Here is an 18192-nt window from a genome sequence, read left to right as displayed (position 1 = left end):
CTACTTTCGCACGCTTGCAGCCGTATCGTGGGCGGTGTTGCGGAATAGGTAGGAAAGACCGCGCACTGTCTGGTAGGCCGCAAGACCCAGGAACCAGAGAGAGCCCCAGATCAATCCCGGATTGCGCCGGCGCGATATCTGAAACTGCGTCCATTGCGTCGAATTGGCGAAGATCAGGTCTGCGATAAGGCGGTGATCCGCGGGCTTTTGCGGCATGTAGCGGCAACCGGCCGAGGTAACGTCACCAGCCGTGCTGAAATGGCGGATTTCGATCGGCAGTTCGCTGACCGGCATGTCGCTGTAGGGCTGGAAACGCAGTTTGGCTGCCTTGCCGACTGCCAGGTCCTTGAAGCCCTCGGCATAGATCTGAAGGGCCGCGCCATGAGCGGAAACGTCCTCGATGGTGGCGGCAAACCAGCGGCCGTCGACGCCCAGTTCACAGCGCCGGCTCACCTTGACCCGCCGCGAAGCCTGGCGTTCGCCGCGCTCGGACACCACACCGAGCGCACAGCCGGCGAAAATGATGTTCAGCACGTTCCAGCCGCCGACCACCAACGTCACATCGGCTTTGTAGGGTTCGGTATAGATGCGATAGACGCTGATGCCGAAGGCGACGAGCAAGACGAAGAAGATGACGAAGAAGGGGCGGCTGATCTCCGACAGGCGGCTGGCGGACACCGATTCATCCTTGGCGGTGACCTTGAAGGTGGGCTTTCGCGGATTGAGTATGACCGACACGACAGCCGGCAGAAGATGCACGGTCTGCACATATTCATAGAGCTCGGAAATCCAGGGCCAGCGAAACGATCCGTAGAGATAGTTCTGCATCATCAGGTTTACGACGATATAGGCAAGCGAATAGACCATGAACTCGCTGCCTGAAGAGGTGAATATCTGAAGGTCGAAAAAGAGATAGAAGAGCGGCGCGAAGAGGAAGACGGTCCGCGGGAAGGGAAATAGCCAGAAAAGCGTGGAGGACATGTAGCAAAGGCGCTGCGGGATGGAGAGCCCACGCTTCAGAGGCGGAAAGCGGAAACGCAGGATCTGCATCATGCCTTGCGCCCAACGGCTGCGCTGGCCGATAAAGCTCGCGAAAGTGGCCGGCTGCAAGCCGGCGATCAGCGGCCGATCGACATAGATGCTGTGCCAGCCGAGACCGTGCAGGTCGAGCGCCGTTTCGCAGTCTTCGGTGATGCTGACGCCGCTGAATCCCTTGGAAACTTCGAGCGCCTTCCGGCTTAGAACGGCTGCCGAGCCACAGAAGAACGCGGCGTTCCATTTGTCGAGCCCACGCTGGATGACGCCGTAGAACATCTCGTTCTCGCTCGGCATTTTTTCGAACGTGCGTAGATTGCGCTCGATCGGATCGGGGTTCAGAAAAAAGTGCGGCGTCTGGACGAGGAAGAGCTTCGGGTCATCGTCGAAATAGCCGACGGTTTCGAGCAGGAAATCGCGAGCGGGCGCATGGTCGGCATCGAAGACGGCTATGAGCGCTCCCGTCGAATGTTGGAGGCCGTTGTTGAGATTGCCTGCCTTTGCGTGCTCGTTGCGCTCGCGGGTCAGGTAGCGGACTCCGAGCTCTTCGCAAAGCTGTTGCAGCACGCGATGGCGTGTCTCTGCGGCATGGGCTTCGGCAATCTTGCCGGACGTGCGTTTTTGCACGGTGCCGCCATCGTCGAGCAGCCAGACCGTGAGCTTCTCCGGCGGATAATCCATATTGCGGGCCGCGGCGAGCGTATTGGCGAGCAGTTCTTCGTCCTCGTTATAGGTCGGTACGAAGACATCGACGGTCGGAAGCTCTCGGCCCTTTCGCTCATAGGGCGGGCGGGGGGGCAACGGCATCGAGACGACGAAGAGGCTGAGACCCAACATCAGCACGCTGTACATCTCAGCAAGATAGACGAGCAGGCCGGGGATGAAATTCTCGAGCTGGTTGAGCGGCGGGAGGGTGCTCGTCGTGCGCCAATAGACGTAACGGAAGACCATCGCCGTACCGAAGGCGAGCGCAACGAGGCGCCACTGGCCCTCGGCTTTCAGCGCCCGGATCACTATCATCACTCCGACCACCAGCAGGCTGGTAATGAGCTGCGTGCGCGTATTGATCGGCAGGGTTACCAGGACGATGATCAGCGCACTTGCAAGCGCCCAGACGACGGCAGACAGGATCATCCGCATGGGTGGCTATCTCCAGCGGTCGGAAAAAACGGTCGGCGGTCGGTGTGTCGCGTGCGGTTTATCGGCATGCATTGGCGGCTCCGCTCGTCATGTCGGTGCAGGAAGGCGATGGTATGGTCACCTCCCGCGCTCCCATCGCAGCGGAAGGCGAAGGCACAAGCGGCGCCGGGATGGCGTTTGACACGGCCGGTGTGGAAACGCTATTCGGTCGACTTCCTGCAGATGCAGGACCTGGCACCGATACTGCCGAAGCCGGGGCGACGGTACTGGTCTTCCGAGTTGCAGGCTGCGCTTGTGGCAGGGTGACGGGTGCGGAGCTCGTATATGTGGTCGTCCTCGGCTGTATGATCGGAACGATCGGCTCGGAGCTTGCCGGTCGCGGATAGATCGGCGCGCCGACGCCGCCGAGAGAGGACGGGACGGATCTTGGCTCGCCATAGGGGTTCCACCCGCCGGCATCTACGGAGCCGACAATCGTATAGTTGTACATCACCGCGAGAAGCTGTTCCTCAGTTCCGCCCGCCTGGCAAAGCCTGAGGCGGATCTGGATCGAACCGTAATTCGCAAGCGGCGAGATGGTTCCCGACGGCGAGCGGATCTGTTGCCAGGCGTACATGCAAAGGTCGCTGCGGGCGCCTCGTCCGAAGGCGTAGCCGAAGGGACCGTAGTTGTTCTGGACAAAGAAGGACGAGCGCGTCATGCGGATGCCCGGCAGCGCGCGGCGCATCTCGGATGCGATGCCGGCCTCCGTGACCGGCGTCGATGTCAGCTTGTTGTCGCTGAGCTTGAAGGGGCTGGTTGTGCCGAAGAACTGCACCCTGAGTAAATTCTGACCCGGAGTGAGGGCGGAAGTGGCAAGGAAAACGTCCTGTTCCACGGCATTGTCAAAGCGCCTTTCGACGACGCTCACGATCGCCGGCCCGCCAGGAGGGGGCAAAACCATGGCCTGTTCGCCGGAAACGTTGCGCGCAAAGGTACTAGTCTGCACCGGCTGCCCCGCGCAGCCGACAGCAACGAGCGGCAGCAGGAAGCTCAGAATCGCCGCTCTCAGAGAGCCGAGGCCGGTCATTTTCTGTTTCCCATTCATTGCTTTTCCGTCATGCCGAGCAATATCGCAAATGGCAGACGTACATCGTCCGCTGAGTCGTTCCAGGAGGTCGATGCGCAAACTCATCCCTGCGCATCAGCCTTCGATGAGCCGACTCAGGCATTTGATGAGCTAAATCTAAATTGTTCGTTAACCATATCCGTTCATTCCTTTGGAATTATTGGCGCAGGGAGCCGAAGTTCGTCCGCATGAGGCGCTGACGGAGATTGTGGACGATCGCGGAGTGGCTATGCGGTTTTCGCTCATTGCATTGACGATCCTGGGCGCTGTGGCCGTGGGAGCCCTTGGCCTGAATCGTCCTGCGGTGGTCGATCCGGACACTTTGACGAGTTCGGTGACGCCGAATCCGGTGCAGGACGAAACGGCACCGCCGCCGGCCACCACCTTCGCCGCCAAGACGGAGCGAATCGTTGCCCAACTCATTCAGCCGAAGCGCCCAGGTGAAGCGCGGCCGGATTCGTCTCCGGTCGTTGTCGCTCAGGCTCCGGCCAATCCCCTACCGCCTGCTTCGCGTTCCGAGCCGGATCCCTCTGCAGATACTCGACCTGTAGAAAACCGGCCGGAGGTCGACGAAAGCGCACTCAGATATTTTGCTGCGCGCGGAGACAACGCTCGTCTGCAGGCCGAAATCTCCCGGTTGAGAGCGCTCTATCCGGACTGGACCCCGCCTGCCGATCCTCTGGCCGCGCGGGTTACGACCGACCGTCAGCTTGAGAACATGTGGCAGCTCTATGCCCAATCCCGTTATGCGGACGTGCGTAAGGCAATTTCCGACCGCCAGGCTGCGGAACCCGAGTGGCAGCCGCCGGCGGATTTGTTGGACCGCCTGAAACTCGCCGAGGCGCGTGCTGCTCTCGTTGTGGCATCGGATGCCAAAAGCTTCGATGCGGTGATCCGGATCGCGGCTGAAAACTCAAGCCTGCTGACCTGCAGCGAGGTTGACGTTCTCTGGCGTGTGGCCGAAGCCTTTGCCAAGACGGAGAAAGACGGCAGGGCGCGCGACGCCTATCTCTATATTCTCGAAAACTGCGACAATGCCTCCGAACGTTATGCGACCGCTCAGAAGGCGAGCGAGTTGCTGCCGGCCGATATGCTGGAGGAGGTGCTTGCAAAAGAGCGTGTCTCATCGGATGGCAAGCCGGAATTCGAGCCGTTACGCGACGATATCGCCCGCCGCCTTGTCGCCCAGGGCAACGACGATCCGAAGCTGGTCCTCCCGGAAAAATACCTTACCCGCCTTGAACGCCAGGCCGAAACCGCCGACCTGGCATCCGATGCATTGCTGCTCGGCTGGTATTTCTACCGGCGCGATAACCTGGGCGGGGCCGAACGCTGGTTCCGCAGGGCCTTTGCCAAAGAGGAAACGGCATCTGCCGCTGAGGGTCTGGCACTGACGTTGATCGCGCAGAATTCGCCCGTCGAGGCGGAATCGGTGCTCTATCGCTGGCGCGAGTCCTCACCCGGGGCCAAGGATGCCTATCTGGCGGCGGTTGCCAATCTGCTGGCTCTCGATCCTCCTCCGGTATTGCAGCAGGAGGTCCTGCAGCGCATCGCGCCGGTGGTCATCACCTCCCGCAATCCTGCTGCCGCCCAGCAGTTCGGCTGGTATGCCCGCGCGATGCGGCAGCTCGAAACGGCCGCCGAGTGGTTTCAGGCAGCACTCTCCTGGAAGCCGGACGACGAACCCTCGGCTTATGGCCTGGCGTTGACCCGCAACGACCTTGGCGACAAGGCCGGCACCGCGCAAATCCAACGCGACTGGGCTGGGCGCTCGGAGCGCATCGCAAGGCTCGGCGAGGTCGCGGAAACCGACGGATCGGAACAGCAAGCGCCGGTCCGGCGATCCGCTCCAGAGCAATCTCAAGTTTCGCGCGAAAGCACTTCCCGAACGACGCGGGTAGAGACCCGTGAGACGCGTGCCGACATGCCTGCAACGCGAAGGGTCGCTCGCGTTCAGGGCACGGCGGTTAGGGGGCAATGCTGGACAACTCAGGACCCGCGCCGCATGTCGCCGGAAGCAGCGCTTGCGAGGGGCTGGTGTCTCATGGACATCAATAGGCCCCTGGAGGCAGCAAAAGCTTTCGACGCGGCCGATGCGAGTTCGTCGGAGACGGTGCGCTCCGACGCTGCCTATGGCAAGAGTCTGGCATATCTGCGGGTAGGCCTGACCGACCAGGCCTCTGTCGCTGCCGCCACCGCACCACAGGCGAACGAACGAGCGGTTGAGCTTCAGACTGCCATTCTGGCGGACCGGGCGCTCAACGCCTTCAAGCTCGGACGCTACCGCGAGGCTCTGCTTGTACTCGATCAGCGGGCGCAGATTGCTCCCGAACAGACGGATCTGATGGCGCTGCGCGCATATGCGCATATGAATCTCGGCAGGCTTGGCGATGCCCGCCGTATTTTCCAGGCGTTGGCAGATATGGGCAACAAGGCGGGTCTCCGCGGGCTGGCCGATATCGAGGCCATGAACTGACAAAAGAGCTTTTGCGGTGCATTCCGCGAGAGGTGCGCGTCATGCGGGTATTGTGTCTCTTATTGAGCTAAAACTGGTACTCTCCTGCCCCTATTAACCTTCAGGCAAGGAATTAACCATACAAATTGGAAACCACGGCGAAATGGGATGACTGCGGTCTCTCACCAGGCATGAAGCCGCAAAGCCGTACCGGTGACAATCCGGTATCCGCTCATGAAAATCCAGGAAAGCCTGCGGTGGCCGCGTTGCCCATGCCCGGCGGATATTGATCCGTATCGGCAAGCATCTCCGATTCATCTCTGGCGCCTGGCCGACAGGAGCCGCATGCCGCCAATCCTCCGGGTTGGCTTTGACGAATTTGGGGATGGTTTTGGTGCAGGAAACGCCATCGGATCAGGCGCGACGGAACCAGGCGGGCAGCCTGGGCGAGAGACTGGCATTTGCCGGCCTCGACGGCGAACTGCGCGATCTGCTGCGCCGTTGCCGCCCGCAGATGGAGCGCCACCTCAAGACCGGTCTGCGCGACCTGTTTCATCGATTCCAATCCTTTCCCGAAGCCGCCCGGAATTTCGACAGCGAACAGCAGATCGAGCGGCTCCATGATCTTCAGGCATCCCACTGGGGTGTCCTGACGGACGCTCGCTTCGATGCGCTGTACGCCGAACGGGTAAAGGTCCTTTCCGACACGGAAAGCCGCATGGGTCTGGACCCGCGCTGGCATGTCGCCGGTCACGGGGTCATGCTGGAGCACCTCATTGCAGGCGCGATCGCCGACCTGGCTCCAAAATCGCTGCTGCCCGGCGGGCGCAAGCGCGAACAGGAGCTTCTCGATCTTGTCGGTGCCATCACCCGCCTCGTCATGGTGGATGTCGAGATCGCTGTCTCGCTCCGTTTCAACGAGTTGCGTCAGAAGCATCAGCGGGCCCTTGCCGAACAGCGGGAGGCCGATCACGCGCAGGCGATCGAGACCTTCTCCGAAGTGATCAGGGCGCTTGCCGACCGCGACCTCACGGCCTGCCTTCCCGCCGACGTCCCGGAAGCCTATCGCGAGCTGGCCGATCTTCTGAACCAGGCAGTCGCCGGTATCCGCAGCTCCGTGGAGCAATCGGACAGCCACGGGCAGAAAGCGGGTGCCATCGCGCAATCGCTGTCCGAGGGCGTACGGTCCTTTGCCGCGGCTTCCGAACAGCAGGCGGTGCGTCTTAAGGATGCGACGCGGGCGCTGACCGACATAGCGGTCAAGGTCAAGGGGAGTGCTGCGGAAACGGTTGCCGCCGAAAAGGCCGCGGCTGAGACGCGCCGTTCGGTCGAGGCAAGCGGTGAGGTCGTCGGCCGCGCCATCACCGCCATGGCAGATATCGAAAGCTCCGCCGAAAAGATCGGCCAGATTATCGGGGTAATCGACGACATTGCGTTCCAGACCAATCTGCTTGCTCTGAATGCCGGCATCGAGGCGGCGCGGGCCGGCGACAGCGGTCGCGGCTTTGCTGTCGTCGCGCAGGAAGTGCGCGCTCTTGCGCAGCGCTCCGCAGAGGCCGCCCGCGAAATCAAGACGCTCGTCAACGGCACGAAGTCGCAGGTCGATGCCGGTGTCGAAATGGTTCATCGCACGCAGGATGCGATCGGCGGCATCGTGCGCCAGGTCTCGGCGATCAACGACGTGATTGCCGGGATCGCGCGGGAAACGGGTGATCATGCCCAGGGCCTCGACCGTCTGACCGCCGAAGTCGGATCGGTGAGCGAGAGCGTCGCCGCAAACGGCAATCTAGCATTCCAGGCAGGCGAAGGGGCGGATGATCTGCACACCGTGATCCTGGAACTCGGCCGCACGGTCCGGGAGTTTCGGATCGAACGGCAGAACCGCTATGCGGAGACACGTCGGCCCGCAGCCCCACGCAATCCACCGGCGCTCGTCGCGATCGCCGGGGCGCCGGACGAAGGCCCGGCCGAGCGAGAACATCTCCTTCAAAAACGACAAGGATTAAGCTGATGGCAGCAAAGAAGGCTGGACCGGAGAATTTGAAGCTGGCCGCGGTGCTGGACCTCAACGAGGCATCGGTTCTGCACGGCAAGCTGATCTCCATGCGCGGCAACGACATTGTGCTCGACGCCTCGGACGTCGATCGGGTCGGCGTGCAATGTGCGCAGGTCCTGGTCGCAGGCGCTCGTGCCTGGGAAAAAGACAAGAAGTCCTTCGTCGTGGAAAAGGCTTCGGACGCATTTGAGAAGACGATGCAGCTGATCGGCATCAATATCGATAATTTGGTTGCTAAGGAGATCTAGCAATGAAGAAAAAAGTACTGACGGTGGACGATTCACGGACCATCCGGAACATGCTTCTGGTGACCCTGAACAATGCAGGCTTTGAAACCATTCAGGCCGAAGACGGTGTCGAGGGCCTCGAAGTCTTGGAAGATGCCAACCCGGACGTCATCGTCACCGATATCAATATGCCGCGCCTCGACGGTTTCGGCTTTATCGAAGGCGTTCGTCGCAACGAAAAATATCGCGCCGTGCCGATCCTCGTCCTGACGACCGAAAGCGACGCGGAAAAGAAGAACCGCGCCCGGCAGGCCGGCGCGACGGGTTGGATCGTCAAGCCCTTCGATCCAGCCAAACTGATTGATGCGATCGAGCGTGTAACTGCCTGAGCCAGGAATTCCTCCGATGGATATGAACGAAATCAAAGAGATCTTCTTTCAGGAATGCGAAGAGCAGCTCGCTGAACTGGAGTCGGGTCTTCTCAAGCTGAACGACGGGGATCGTGACCCCGAGACGGTGAATGCCGTTTTCCGTGCCGTTCATTCCATCAAGGGCGGAGCGGGTGCCTTCGGTCTCGACGACCTGGTCGCTTTTGCCCATGTTTTCGAGACGACCCTCGACTGCGTCCGTTCAGGCAAGCTGGAACCGGGCCAGGACGTGCTGAAGGTCATGCTTAAGTCTGCCGACGTGCTCGCCGATCTGGTCAGCGCGTCCCGTGATGGCGGCAGTGTGGACGAATCCAGGACGCGCGGCCTCGTCAAGGAGCTGGAAGCCCTGGCGCATGGCGAGATGCCGTCAAATGCGGCTCATGACGCGCCGAAACCGGCCCCGGCTGCTGCCGCTGCGCCGAAGGTGGAAACGCCGAAGCCTACCGACGACAGCGGCTTTCAGCCGATCCCCTTCACATTCGAGGGATTCGGTGAGGAAGAGGAGCCGGTAATTGGAGGCGCAACTTACGAAGTCCTCTTCAAGCCACGCCGCGAGCTCTATTCCAAGGGCAATGAAGCAGCGCTCCTGCTGCGCGATCTCTCCCGTGTCGGCGAGATGAGCATTGCCTGCGACACGGACGCCTTGCCGGACCTCGACAAGATGGACCCGGAAGAGTCCTATTTCAGCTGGAAGATTTCCGTAAAAACCACCAAGAGCGAAGACGATATCCGCATCGTTTTTGAATTTGCCGAATGGGATTGCGATCTCGAGGTGAAATTCGCCGACGGGGCTTCATCGGATGAAGACCAGCCGATGAAGCCGGTGCCCTTCGATCTCTCGATCCTTGACGATGACACCTCCGGCGAGGATGGGGACAAGCAGTCCGAACAGAGCTCCGATCAGACAGTTGCTGAAGCCGTATCGGCCGCCGAAACCGCGGCCAGCGTTACGAAGGCCGCCGGTGCTGCCGCTCGCGCTGCGGAACGGAAGGAATCGGCTGCCGCCGCCGCCGCAGCAGCGGCGCAGAACAATGCGGCTGCCGCAGCCGCTTCAGCCGGCCAGACGATCCGCGTCGATCTCGATCGCGTCGACCGCCTCATTAACCTCGTCGGCGAGCTTGTCATCAACCAGGCCATGCTCTCTCAGAGCGTTATCGAAAACGATGCGACCGGCACGTCGGCCGTCAACATGGGCCTCGAAGAGCTGCAGCAGCTTACCCGCGAGATCCAGGACTCGGTCATGGCGATCCGCGCACAGCCGGTAAAGCCGGTCTTCCAGCGCATGTCGCGTATCGTCCGCGAAGTGGCCGACATGGTCGGCAAGCAGATCCGCCTGGTCACCGAGGGTGAAAACACCGAAGTCGACAAGACGGTCATCGACAAGCTTGCCGAGCCGCTGACCCACATGATCCGCAATGCCGTCGACCACGGCATCGAATCGCCTGAAAAACGCGAAGCTGCCGGCAAGAACCCGGAAGGCACGATCAAGCTCACCGCGAAGCATCGTTCCGGCCGCATCCTGATCGAGCTTGCCGACGACGGCGCTGGCATCAACCGCGAGCGCGTCCGCCAGAAGGCGATCGACAACGATATCATCGCCGCCGACGCCAACCTCACGGACGACGAAATCGACAACCTGATCTTCATGGCCGGCTTCTCGACTGCCGACAAGATCTCCGACATTTCCGGCCGCGGCGTCGGCATGGATGTCGTCAAACGGTCGATCCAGGCGCTCGGTGGTCGTATCTCGATCTCGTCGCGCCCGGGGTACGGCTCGACCTTCACGATGAGCCTGCCGCTGACGCTCGCCGTTCTCGACGGCATGGTGGTGACAGTTGCCGGCCAGACGCTCGTCGTTCCGCTGACGGCGATCGTCGAAACCCTGCAGCCCGAAGCCTCCGCCATCCACTCGTTCGGCGCCAACCAACGGCTGATCTCGATCCGCAATTCCTTCTGCCCGCTGGTCGATGTGGGCCGGGTCCTCAATTATCGCGCCACCCAGGCCAATCCGGTCGAAGGTGTCGCGCTACTGGTGGAATCGGAAGGTGGCGGCCAGCGTGCTTTGATGGTCGACGCCATTCAGGGCCAGCGTCAGGTTGTCATCAAGTCGCTCGAAGCGAACTATACCCATGTTCCAGGTATTGCCGCCGCCACCATCCTCGGTGATGGCCGCGTCGCCCTGATCCTTGACGTCGATGCGGTCGTTTCGGCCTCGCGCGGCCAGTCACTGAAGCCTGAAATGTCACTTGCAGCCACGGGTTAATTGGTATGTCGTACGCCGTGAAAAACCTTGTCCAGGGAAGCCGGGAGCTGATCGCCTTCCGTATCGGTGATCAAGAATTCTGCGTGAACATCATGTCCGTCCGGGAAATCCGGGGTTGGACGCCAGCCACGCCGATGCCGCATGCGCCGGCTTATGTTTTGGGCGTCATCAACCTGCGCGGCGCGGTTCTGCCGATCGTCGATCTGTCGGCTCGTCTCGGGATGCAGGAAGCAGAGCCAACGGCGCGCCACGTGATCATCGTGGCGCAGGTCAAGAGCCGCGTCGTCGGCCTGCTTGTTGAGGCAGTTTCCGATATCCTTACGATCACCGAGGAGAATATCCAGCCGGTTCCGGAAATTTCGTCCGATCTGGAGAAACAATATGCCCGGGGAATTCTTGCCATCGACAAGCGGATGATCTGCATGATCGAGCTGGATGCCCTATTCCCGGAAAAGGAAAGCGAAGCTGCATGAAGCCTTTGGGGGCCATTGAAAGCCGACAGTCACCGGACGAGGTGCTGGCCAGTGGAGAATATCCGCTGACGCGCCGCGACCTGTCCGACATTGCGGCGATGATCTATTCGGATGCAGGTATCTATCTCAACGATTCCAAGGCGTCGCTCGTCTACTCTCGTTTGTCCAAGCACATACGCGCATTGGGATTGCGCGGGTTCAGGGACTATTGTGAGCTTGTGGCATCGCCGGAAGGTGCGGCGGCGCGCCGCGAGATGCTTTCGCATCTGACGACCAACTTCACGCGCTTCTTCCGCGAGAACCATCATTTCGAGCACCTGCGTGACGAAGTCCTGCCGGGGCTTATCAACCGGGCCAAGACCGGCGGTCGTGTGCGCATCTGGTCGGCAGCCTGTTCCGACGGTCAGGAGCCCTATTCCATCGCGCTGACGGTATTGTCGCTTTTGCCGAACGCCGTGGACTACGATTTCCGGATTCTTGCGACCGATATCGACCCCAAGATCCTGGCTGCCGCCCGAGCCGGCATCTACGACGAAAACGCCACGGAAACCATGACGCCGGCCATGCGCAAGCAGTGGTTTCGCGAGGTTGACGCAGGCGGCAGACGCAAGCTGCAGATCGACGACAAGGTCAAGAAGCTCATCACCTTCAACGAATTGAACCTGATGGCGCAGTGGCCTTTCAAGGGAAGTTTCGATGTCATCTTCTGCCGCAACGTCGTCATCTACTTCGATGAGCCGACGCAGATGAAGATCTGGTCGCGCTTCGCTTCGCAGCTATGCGATGGCGGTCACCTTTATATCGGTCACTCCGAACGAGTCTCCGGCGAGGCGAAAAACCTGTTCGATAACATTGGCATCACCACCTATCGGTATGTCGGCAAGAACGCAGGGAGGAAAGCATGAGCGCTCCGGCTCGCGTTCTCGTCGTTGACGACTCACCCACCATGCGCGGATTGATCACCGCGGTTCTCAATTCCGATCCCGAGGTCAATGTCGTTGGCCAGGCCGGTGATGCTCTGGAAGCGCGTGCGGCGATCAAGCAGCTCAATCCGGACGTCGTGACCCTGGATATCGAGATGCCCAATATGAACGGGCTGGAATTCCTCGAGAAGATCATGCGATTGCGGCCGATGCCGGTGATCATGGTTTCTGCCATGACGCATCAGGGTGCCAACGCAACGCTTGCCGCGCTGGAGATCGGCGCATTCGACTGTGTCGGCAAGCCGAGCCCTGGAGATTCCCGCCCCTTCATGGATCTCGCCGAAAAGGTGAAGGCCGCTGCCCGGTCCGGTCATCGCCGGAGCGCAGCCGCGCCGTCCCCGGCGGTGACCCCGGCGACCGAATATCGGGTCGGACGAAAGGTTGTGGCGATCGGTTCATCAACTGGTGGTGTAGAGGCGCTCATTACGGTCCTACAAAAGTTCCCGCAGAACTGCCCGCCGACCGTTATTACTCAACATATGCCTTCGACGTTTACCAAAAGTTTTGCTGAACGTCTTAATCGTATCTGTGCTCCTGTGGTGCAGGAAGCGACCGATGGCGCGCGGCTGGAGATCGGCAAGATCTATCTCGCGCCCGGTGGTGACCGGCACCTGCAGGTAGCCAATCCGTCGGCGCCATGTTGTCGACTGGTCGAAAGAGATCCGGTGAATGGCCACAGGCCTTCCGTGGATGTCCTCTTTGACTCGGTTGCCGATCTGGCAGGCCGCAATGCGGTCGGGGTTATCCTGACAGGCATGGGACGCGACGGAGCTGCCGGTCTGCTGAAGATGCGCAATGCGGGCGCGCGCACGGTCGGACAGAACGAAAAGACCTGTGTGGTCTACGGCATGCCGAGGGTCGCCCATGAAATCGGGGCCGTCGAGCAACAGCTGCCGTTAGGCTCCATAGGAGAAGAAGTGTTGAAGTTAACAGCCGCCCGAAAAGAAGGTACCGAATAATGTCTCTCGCTGAAAAAATTAAAGTTCTGATCGTTGACGATCAGGTGACCAGCCGCCTGCTGCTCAGCGACGCCCTGACACAGCTCGGCTTTAAGCAGATCACTGCGGCCGGTGACGGTGAGCAGGGTATGAAGATCATGGCCGAGCAGCCGCACCATCTCGTGATTTCGGACTTCAACATGCCGAAGATGGATGGCATCGGCTTCCTGCAAGCCGTCCGCAGCAATCCGAACACGAAAAAAGCAGCCTTCATCATTTTGACCGCTCAAGGCGATCGCGCACTGGTGCAGAGGGCAGCCCAACTCGGGGCAAACAACGTCCTCGCCAAACCGTTCACGATCGAGAAGATGAAGGCCGCCATCGAGGCCGTGTTTGGAGCATTGAAATGAACGATGCCATTGCGGCCAAGCGTGTCCATATCATTCAGGGGGAGTACAAGGTCGTAAACGATCCGAATGTCGTACTTTCGACGATATTGGGCTCATGCGTGGCTGCATGTCTTCGTGATCCTGTCGCCGGCGTCGGCGGCATGAACCATTTCCTGCTTCCCGGTTCGGGTGGCGCCATGGCATCGGGCGGCGATGCCACTCGGTATGGCGTGCATCTGATGGAGCTCCTGATCAACGGTCTCCTCAAGCAGGGGGCGCGACGCGACCGGCTGGAAGCAAAAATATTCGGTGGCGCAAAGACGATAGCGAGCTTTTCGAACGTCGGCGAACAGAATGCAGCATTCGCGATGCAGTTTCTCAAGGATGAAGGGATTCCGGTTGTTGGCTCTTCCACCGGAGGGGAGCACGGGCGCAAGTTGGAATACTGGCCCATCAGCGGGCGGGCACGTCAGTATCCGCTGACCGGCGCCGAGGCTCAACGGACCGTGGCACTTGAGATGCGCCCGGCTCGTGCGGCGCCGAAGCCCGTCGAAAGTTCGATCGAATTCTTTTAGGCACGAGGAACAATATGACCGACAACGCGAAGCCGCCAGGCGCTCCCTTGGAGGAGGCGCTACCCGAGATTTTGATGCGGCTGGTGTCGGAGCTTCACGACGTCGCCTATCTGATCGAACGCATCGAGCCCCAGCTGCTGGAACTTGGAGGCATGGCCATCTTGGAATCTCCCGACAGCATCAAAGTATTGCAGGGCATCGATCTGGCCGTGCAGAAGACGCGCGGTATTGCCGAATTTATCGATACGATTACCGGCACCATTCCGGAAAGCTGGACCGTCGATGTCTCGACCGCGATCAGCCTCGTCAAGCTGGCCGACATGCAGAAGGCTCTGGCGAACGGTATGCGCCACGGCCATTCCCAGCCCCTGAGCAAGGCCGCAGGCGACTTCGACTTCTTCTAACGGCCTTTTTCGGCCCCTCACACCGAAGCGGTTTACCCTTCCGCCTGCTCTCTTCATCCCCATCGCCTGCGAAACGCTCGCACAAGCTTCGCCCCCTAGGGTCGGCTTGAGCGAAAGCTCTATTTCCTTGTTTGGCGGTGTGGGAACAGAATGAATCTGTTGGCTCAATTTTCACAAGTCTTTAAAAATCTGGCCAATCTGGGCCAGACGCGACTTATTGCTCTGGGTGCCGTCGGCGTTGTCTCGATTGCAATCGTCCTTGCCGCGGCCATCTTTGTAAACAAGCCCTCCTATGAGTCCCTCTACGTCAATCTGGACACTGCCGACCTGAACCAGGTCACCATGGCGCTGGCTGAAGCGAACATGGACTTCGAAGTCGGCGGCGATGGATCGAGCATTCAGGTTCCGGTGGGTACCACAAGCAAGGCTCGCCTTCTGCTTGCCGAACGGGGGCTTCCCAACAGCACGAATGCCGGTTACGAGCTTTTCGACAATGTCGGCTCCCTCGGCCTGACCTCCTTCATGCAGGAAGTAACGCGGGTCCGGGCACTCGAGGGCGAAATCGGCCGGTCGATCCAGCAAATCAGCGGCGTCTCCGCCGCGCGTGTTCATATCGTGATGCCGGATGTCGGCAATTTCCGCAGGGGCGAGCAAAAGCCGTCCGCGTCGGTGATGATCCGCGCCAGTACGACGGCCGGCCGCAAGGCCGCATCGTCCATTCGTCACCTCGTGGCATCGGCCGTTCCCGGCCTTGATGTCGACGATGTCACAATCCTCGATTCGACCGGCCAGCTGCTTGCTTCCGGCGACGATTTCGGCGGCAGCGAGATGAACAAATCGCTGAGCATCATTCAAAATGTTCAGCAGGAAATCGAAAATAATATCGACAAGGCGCTCGCGCCGTTCCTCGGAATGGACAACTTCCGTTCAAGCGTAACGGCTTCTCTCAATACGGACAGCCAACAGGTCCAGGAGACAGTCTTCGATCCGAATTCGCGCGTCGAGCGTTCGGTGCGCACCACCAAGGAAGTTTCGAAGTCTCAGCAGACCCAGAACGATAACGCAACTACCGTCGAACAGAACGTTCCTCAGGCGGCGCCGGAGCCAGGTGGCGCCAACGGTCCGCAATCTTCCGACCAGTCCGACAAGAAGGAAGAGCAGACCAACTACGAGATCAACCAGAAGACTACGGCCACGACGCGCAACAGCTATCAGATCGAAAAGGTCTCGGTTGCGGTGGTGGTCAACAAGGGCCGGATCGCCAAGATGGTCGGCGAGCCGGTCGACCAGGCGAAGATCGATGCCTATCTTGCCGAAATGCAGAAGATCGTCTCGTCGGCCGCTGGTATCAGTTCCAACCGCGGCGACGTGGTCACGTTGACTGCGATGGACTTCCTCGAGAACCAGCTGCTCGAAGAGGCCGCAGACGGTCCCGGCCTGATGGATGTGCTGACCCGCAACATCGGCGGCATCATTAACTCGCTGGCCTTCGTGGGAGTTGCGTTCCTGGTGGTCTGGCTCGGCCTCCGCCCGCTCATCCGCACCGTTAGCGGCAACGGAGTTGCCGGCGAGGCGGCCACCGAAGGGGCAGGTCTCGAACTGCCGGACTTCTCTCCGGTCGGAGGCGGTCCCGCACTCATGGATGGCTTCGGTTCGGACTTCGGGTTCGACAGCGCGGGCGATATGCTTGGCGGCGACGAGGGCGATGGTTTCAACCGGCGTGTCAAGGAAGGCCCGGAAAAACGCCTTGCCCGCATGGTGGAAATCTCCGAAGAGCGTGCCGCGAAAATTCTCCGCAAATGGGCCCTCGAAAAGGCAGCGTGATACCCCATCACGAAAATATGATCACCAAGGGCCGGACTTGTCCGGCCCTTTCTTTTTCAGCCTTGCCACAGACTTGGCTCATTCCTCTGATGCACGAATCAGTTGGACCGGGTTGGAGTTGGGGAAATCCATGCGGGTCCCAATGGTAATTCGCCGGGCCTCTCCTACAATGGCCTGATTCGCGCATGAGTTTCCGAGGCCGGGGAGGTGGCCAACAATGAAGTCCTTGTCCGGCTGAAAACAAAGGGTTGCGGAAAGTAACTTTTGACGTTTTGCCGAAAATCGAGGATCGTTTTGTCAAGGTAACGGTTGTGCGTCAGTGACAATACCGCTTGCGCGCGTTCATGAGGAATGCGTCGTGTGGTTGGGAGCAAGTAGCTGATGGAGTTGTCGGGAATAGACATGGCGATGGAGGGACGGCCGCCCTATGTGGAATCCGTCGGGTCCAGGGTCCTGTCGCGCGAACAACTGGTTCGTCGCCTTTCGGTGTTGGCTGGTTCCAACAATGTCCAGGCAGTGATGCGGCTTCTTGCTGACTACGTTGGCGCTTCCCACTTTCTTCTTGCCCGATATGACCTGATCCAGGAGCAGGGCCTCGATTTCATCGTGACTTCCAACTGGCCTTTCGATCTTGTCCGTCGCCTGGGGTCGGAACTTGCCAGCGGCTACGCTCGCTCCACCGAGCTGGAGAAGTGTCTTTCGCTCCTGACGCCCAGTTTCTCGCTCCTGCCGGATGACGTGATGCCGCCCGATGATATCAGCCGGCAATATTGCTCGCTGACCTTCTGCGTGGGCAGAACGCGTTTTTCACTGATGCTTCTCTTTCTGGAGGGGATCATCCTTTCGCAAGAACGGCTGAAGGAGGTGGGACTGCTGGCAGCCTATGGCGCCAGTTTCGCCGAAAACGCCGACGCCCGGACAGAGCGCGACTTCGAGCTGACCGAACGCGAGCTTGAATGTCTTTTCTGGATTGCCGAGGGCAAGACCAGCGATGAAATTGCGGTGATCCTCGGCATATCGCGCAACACCATCAACAACTACATCACAAGCGTGATGCGCAAGACGGCAACGAAAACCCGCTCCGAAGCGATTGCCTATGCGGTGCGGAACAACCTGGTATAGGGATCGAATTTCGATGAGTTATACGCGCAGCGGCATGGCGGACGGACCTGGAAGCATCCAGTATCTGCGCCTTCAGCGCGCCTCAAGCCGATCGGATATCTTTCCAAAGCTCGTTGCCATGCAGAAGAACCTGAAGGCGCGCAACTTCGCGGTTTTTCGCATTGCCGGCGCGGGTCTGCCAAACAAGCGGAAGCTCGTCTCCGAACTCGACAACTGGGGCGTCGGTACGACCGAAGGCAGCAGCCAGTTCATCGACGGCTATGGCGATGTCCTGCTCGAACACATAGAAGTATCGCTCCTTCCTCTGATTTGGGACGGCTCCGAGAATGCCAGTTTTTCCGACGCGGGGGATTTTTCGCCCCTGACCCGCCGATTGGAACCCTCTGTCGTTCCTTTTTCAGGGATCGCATTTCCGGTGCGGCTGGGGGCGCTCGGAAACGGCTACGTCGCCTTTGTCTCCACGTCCATCGACGTCTCGAGCGACATGGTCATCGACCAGCACGTCAGAAGCTGCCAAGTGATGATGGATCTGCTGGCGCTGGATGAGCGGCGAAGCGTACCGGCCGAATCGCTGAGCGAGCGGGAAATTGCCTGCCTGCAATTGGCCGGAGATGGGCGGATCAGCGAAGAGATTGCTGAAAACCTAGGCCTCTCCGTCCACACGGTAAATGCCTATCTGGGTTCTGCCACGATCAAGCTCGATTCGGTCAATCGCATCCAGGCGATCGCCAAAGCGATCCGGCTCGGTTACATTCACTGATGGCGGGACGAA

Annotated in this window: 16 protein-coding genes; 14 read left to right on the top strand and 2 right to left on the bottom strand. The window is 60.2% G+C overall.

What is annotated here, in order from left to right; all coding sequences use genetic code 11:
- A complete protein-coding gene (gene bcsA / locus EDE05_RS01370; RefSeq protein WP_134099570.1) occupies positions 1-2175 on the bottom strand; it encodes a UDP-forming cellulose synthase catalytic subunit in 2175 nt (724 codons plus the stop codon).
- Between the two features lie 58 nt (positions 2176-2233).
- A complete protein-coding gene (gene bcsN, locus EDE05_RS01365; RefSeq protein ID WP_134099567.1) occupies positions 2234-3244 on the bottom strand; it encodes a cellulose biosynthesis protein BcsN in 1011 nt (336 codons plus the stop codon).
- A 268-nt stretch (positions 3245-3512) separates the two neighbouring features.
- On the opposite strand from bcsN, the gene EDE05_RS01360 reads away from it, so the two are divergent.
- From EDE05_RS01360 to EDE05_RS01295, 14 genes are all read left to right on the top strand, one after another.
- Positions 3513-5759: a cellulose synthase gene (locus tag EDE05_RS01360; RefSeq protein ID WP_134099564.1), complete on the top strand. Its 2247-nt coding sequence runs from the start codon at positions 3513-3515 to the stop codon at positions 5757-5759.
- A gap of 370 nt (positions 5760-6129) precedes the next feature.
- On the top strand, positions 6130-7749 hold the full coding sequence (locus EDE05_RS01355) for a globin-coupled sensor protein (RefSeq protein ID WP_134099887.1): 1620 nt from the start codon (positions 6130-6132) through the stop codon (positions 7747-7749).
- On the top strand, positions 7749-8042 hold the full coding sequence (locus EDE05_RS01350; protein ID WP_134099562.1) for an STAS domain-containing protein: 294 nt from the start codon (positions 7749-7751) through the stop codon (positions 8040-8042). Before EDE05_RS01355 ends, EDE05_RS01350 begins: the two co-directional genes overlap by 1 nt.
- A gap of 2 nt (positions 8043-8044) precedes the next feature.
- The gene (gene cheY1, locus EDE05_RS01345) at positions 8045-8410 is read left to right on the top strand and encodes a chemotaxis response regulator CheY1 (protein ID WP_105370623.1); all 366 of its coding nucleotides are present in this window, start codon (positions 8045-8047) and stop codon (positions 8408-8410) included.
- A gap of 16 nt (positions 8411-8426) precedes the next feature.
- Positions 8427-10712, top strand: coding sequence for a chemotaxis protein CheA (locus EDE05_RS01340; RefSeq protein WP_134099559.1), 2286 nt, complete (start codon positions 8427-8429; stop codon positions 10710-10712).
- A 5-nt stretch (positions 10713-10717) separates the two neighbouring features.
- The gene (locus tag EDE05_RS01335) at positions 10718-11185 is read left to right on the top strand and encodes a chemotaxis protein CheW (RefSeq protein ID WP_105370625.1); all 468 of its coding nucleotides are present in this window, start codon (positions 10718-10720) and stop codon (positions 11183-11185) included.
- Positions 11182-12090: a protein-glutamate O-methyltransferase CheR gene (cheR, locus tag EDE05_RS01330; RefSeq protein WP_105370626.1), complete on the top strand. Its 909-nt coding sequence runs from the start codon at positions 11182-11184 to the stop codon at positions 12088-12090. Before EDE05_RS01335 ends, cheR begins: the two co-directional genes overlap by 4 nt.
- Positions 12087-13127 (top strand): protein-glutamate O-methylesterase CheB, encoded by a 1041-nt coding sequence (gene cheB / locus EDE05_RS01325; RefSeq protein ID WP_105370627.1) that lies wholly within the window; start codon positions 12087-12089, stop codon positions 13125-13127. The genes cheR and cheB overlap by 4 nt, the downstream gene beginning before the upstream one ends.
- On the top strand, positions 13127-13516 hold the full coding sequence (locus tag EDE05_RS01320; RefSeq protein WP_105370628.1) for a response regulator: 390 nt from the start codon (positions 13127-13129) through the stop codon (positions 13514-13516). Before cheB ends, EDE05_RS01320 begins: the two co-directional genes overlap by 1 nt.
- Positions 13513-14070, top strand: coding sequence for a chemoreceptor glutamine deamidase CheD (gene cheD / locus EDE05_RS01315; protein WP_105370629.1), 558 nt, complete (start codon positions 13513-13515; stop codon positions 14068-14070). The genes EDE05_RS01320 and cheD overlap by 4 nt, the downstream gene beginning before the upstream one ends.
- Before the next feature lie 14 nt (positions 14071-14084).
- Positions 14085-14474 carry a hypothetical protein gene (locus tag EDE05_RS01310; protein WP_105370630.1) on the top strand — a complete coding sequence of 130 codons (390 nt, stop codon included), beginning with the start codon at positions 14085-14087 and terminating at the stop codon, positions 14472-14474.
- Positions 14475-14624: 150 nt separating this feature from the next.
- Positions 14625-16298, top strand: coding sequence for a flagellar basal-body MS-ring/collar protein FliF (gene fliF / locus EDE05_RS01305; protein ID WP_105370631.1), 1674 nt, complete (start codon positions 14625-14627; stop codon positions 16296-16298).
- Between the two features lie 402 nt (positions 16299-16700).
- Positions 16701-17420, top strand: coding sequence for a helix-turn-helix transcriptional regulator (locus EDE05_RS01300; RefSeq protein ID WP_245519850.1), 720 nt, complete (start codon positions 16701-16703; stop codon positions 17418-17420).
- Between the two features lie 13 nt (positions 17421-17433).
- A complete protein-coding gene (locus EDE05_RS01295) occupies positions 17434-18180 on the top strand; it encodes a LuxR C-terminal-related transcriptional regulator (RefSeq protein WP_105370633.1) in 747 nt (248 codons plus the stop codon).
- The last annotated feature ends 12 nt before the right edge of the window (positions 18181-18192 follow it).

It is taken from the genome of Neorhizobium sp. R1-B (assembly GCF_004368875.1).
GTDB classification, from domain to species: Bacteria; Pseudomonadota; Alphaproteobacteria; order Rhizobiales; family Rhizobiaceae; genus Neorhizobium; species Neorhizobium huautlense.
Note: the sequence above shows the minus strand (reverse complement) of the source record. Positions and strands in the feature narration are given on the sequence as shown.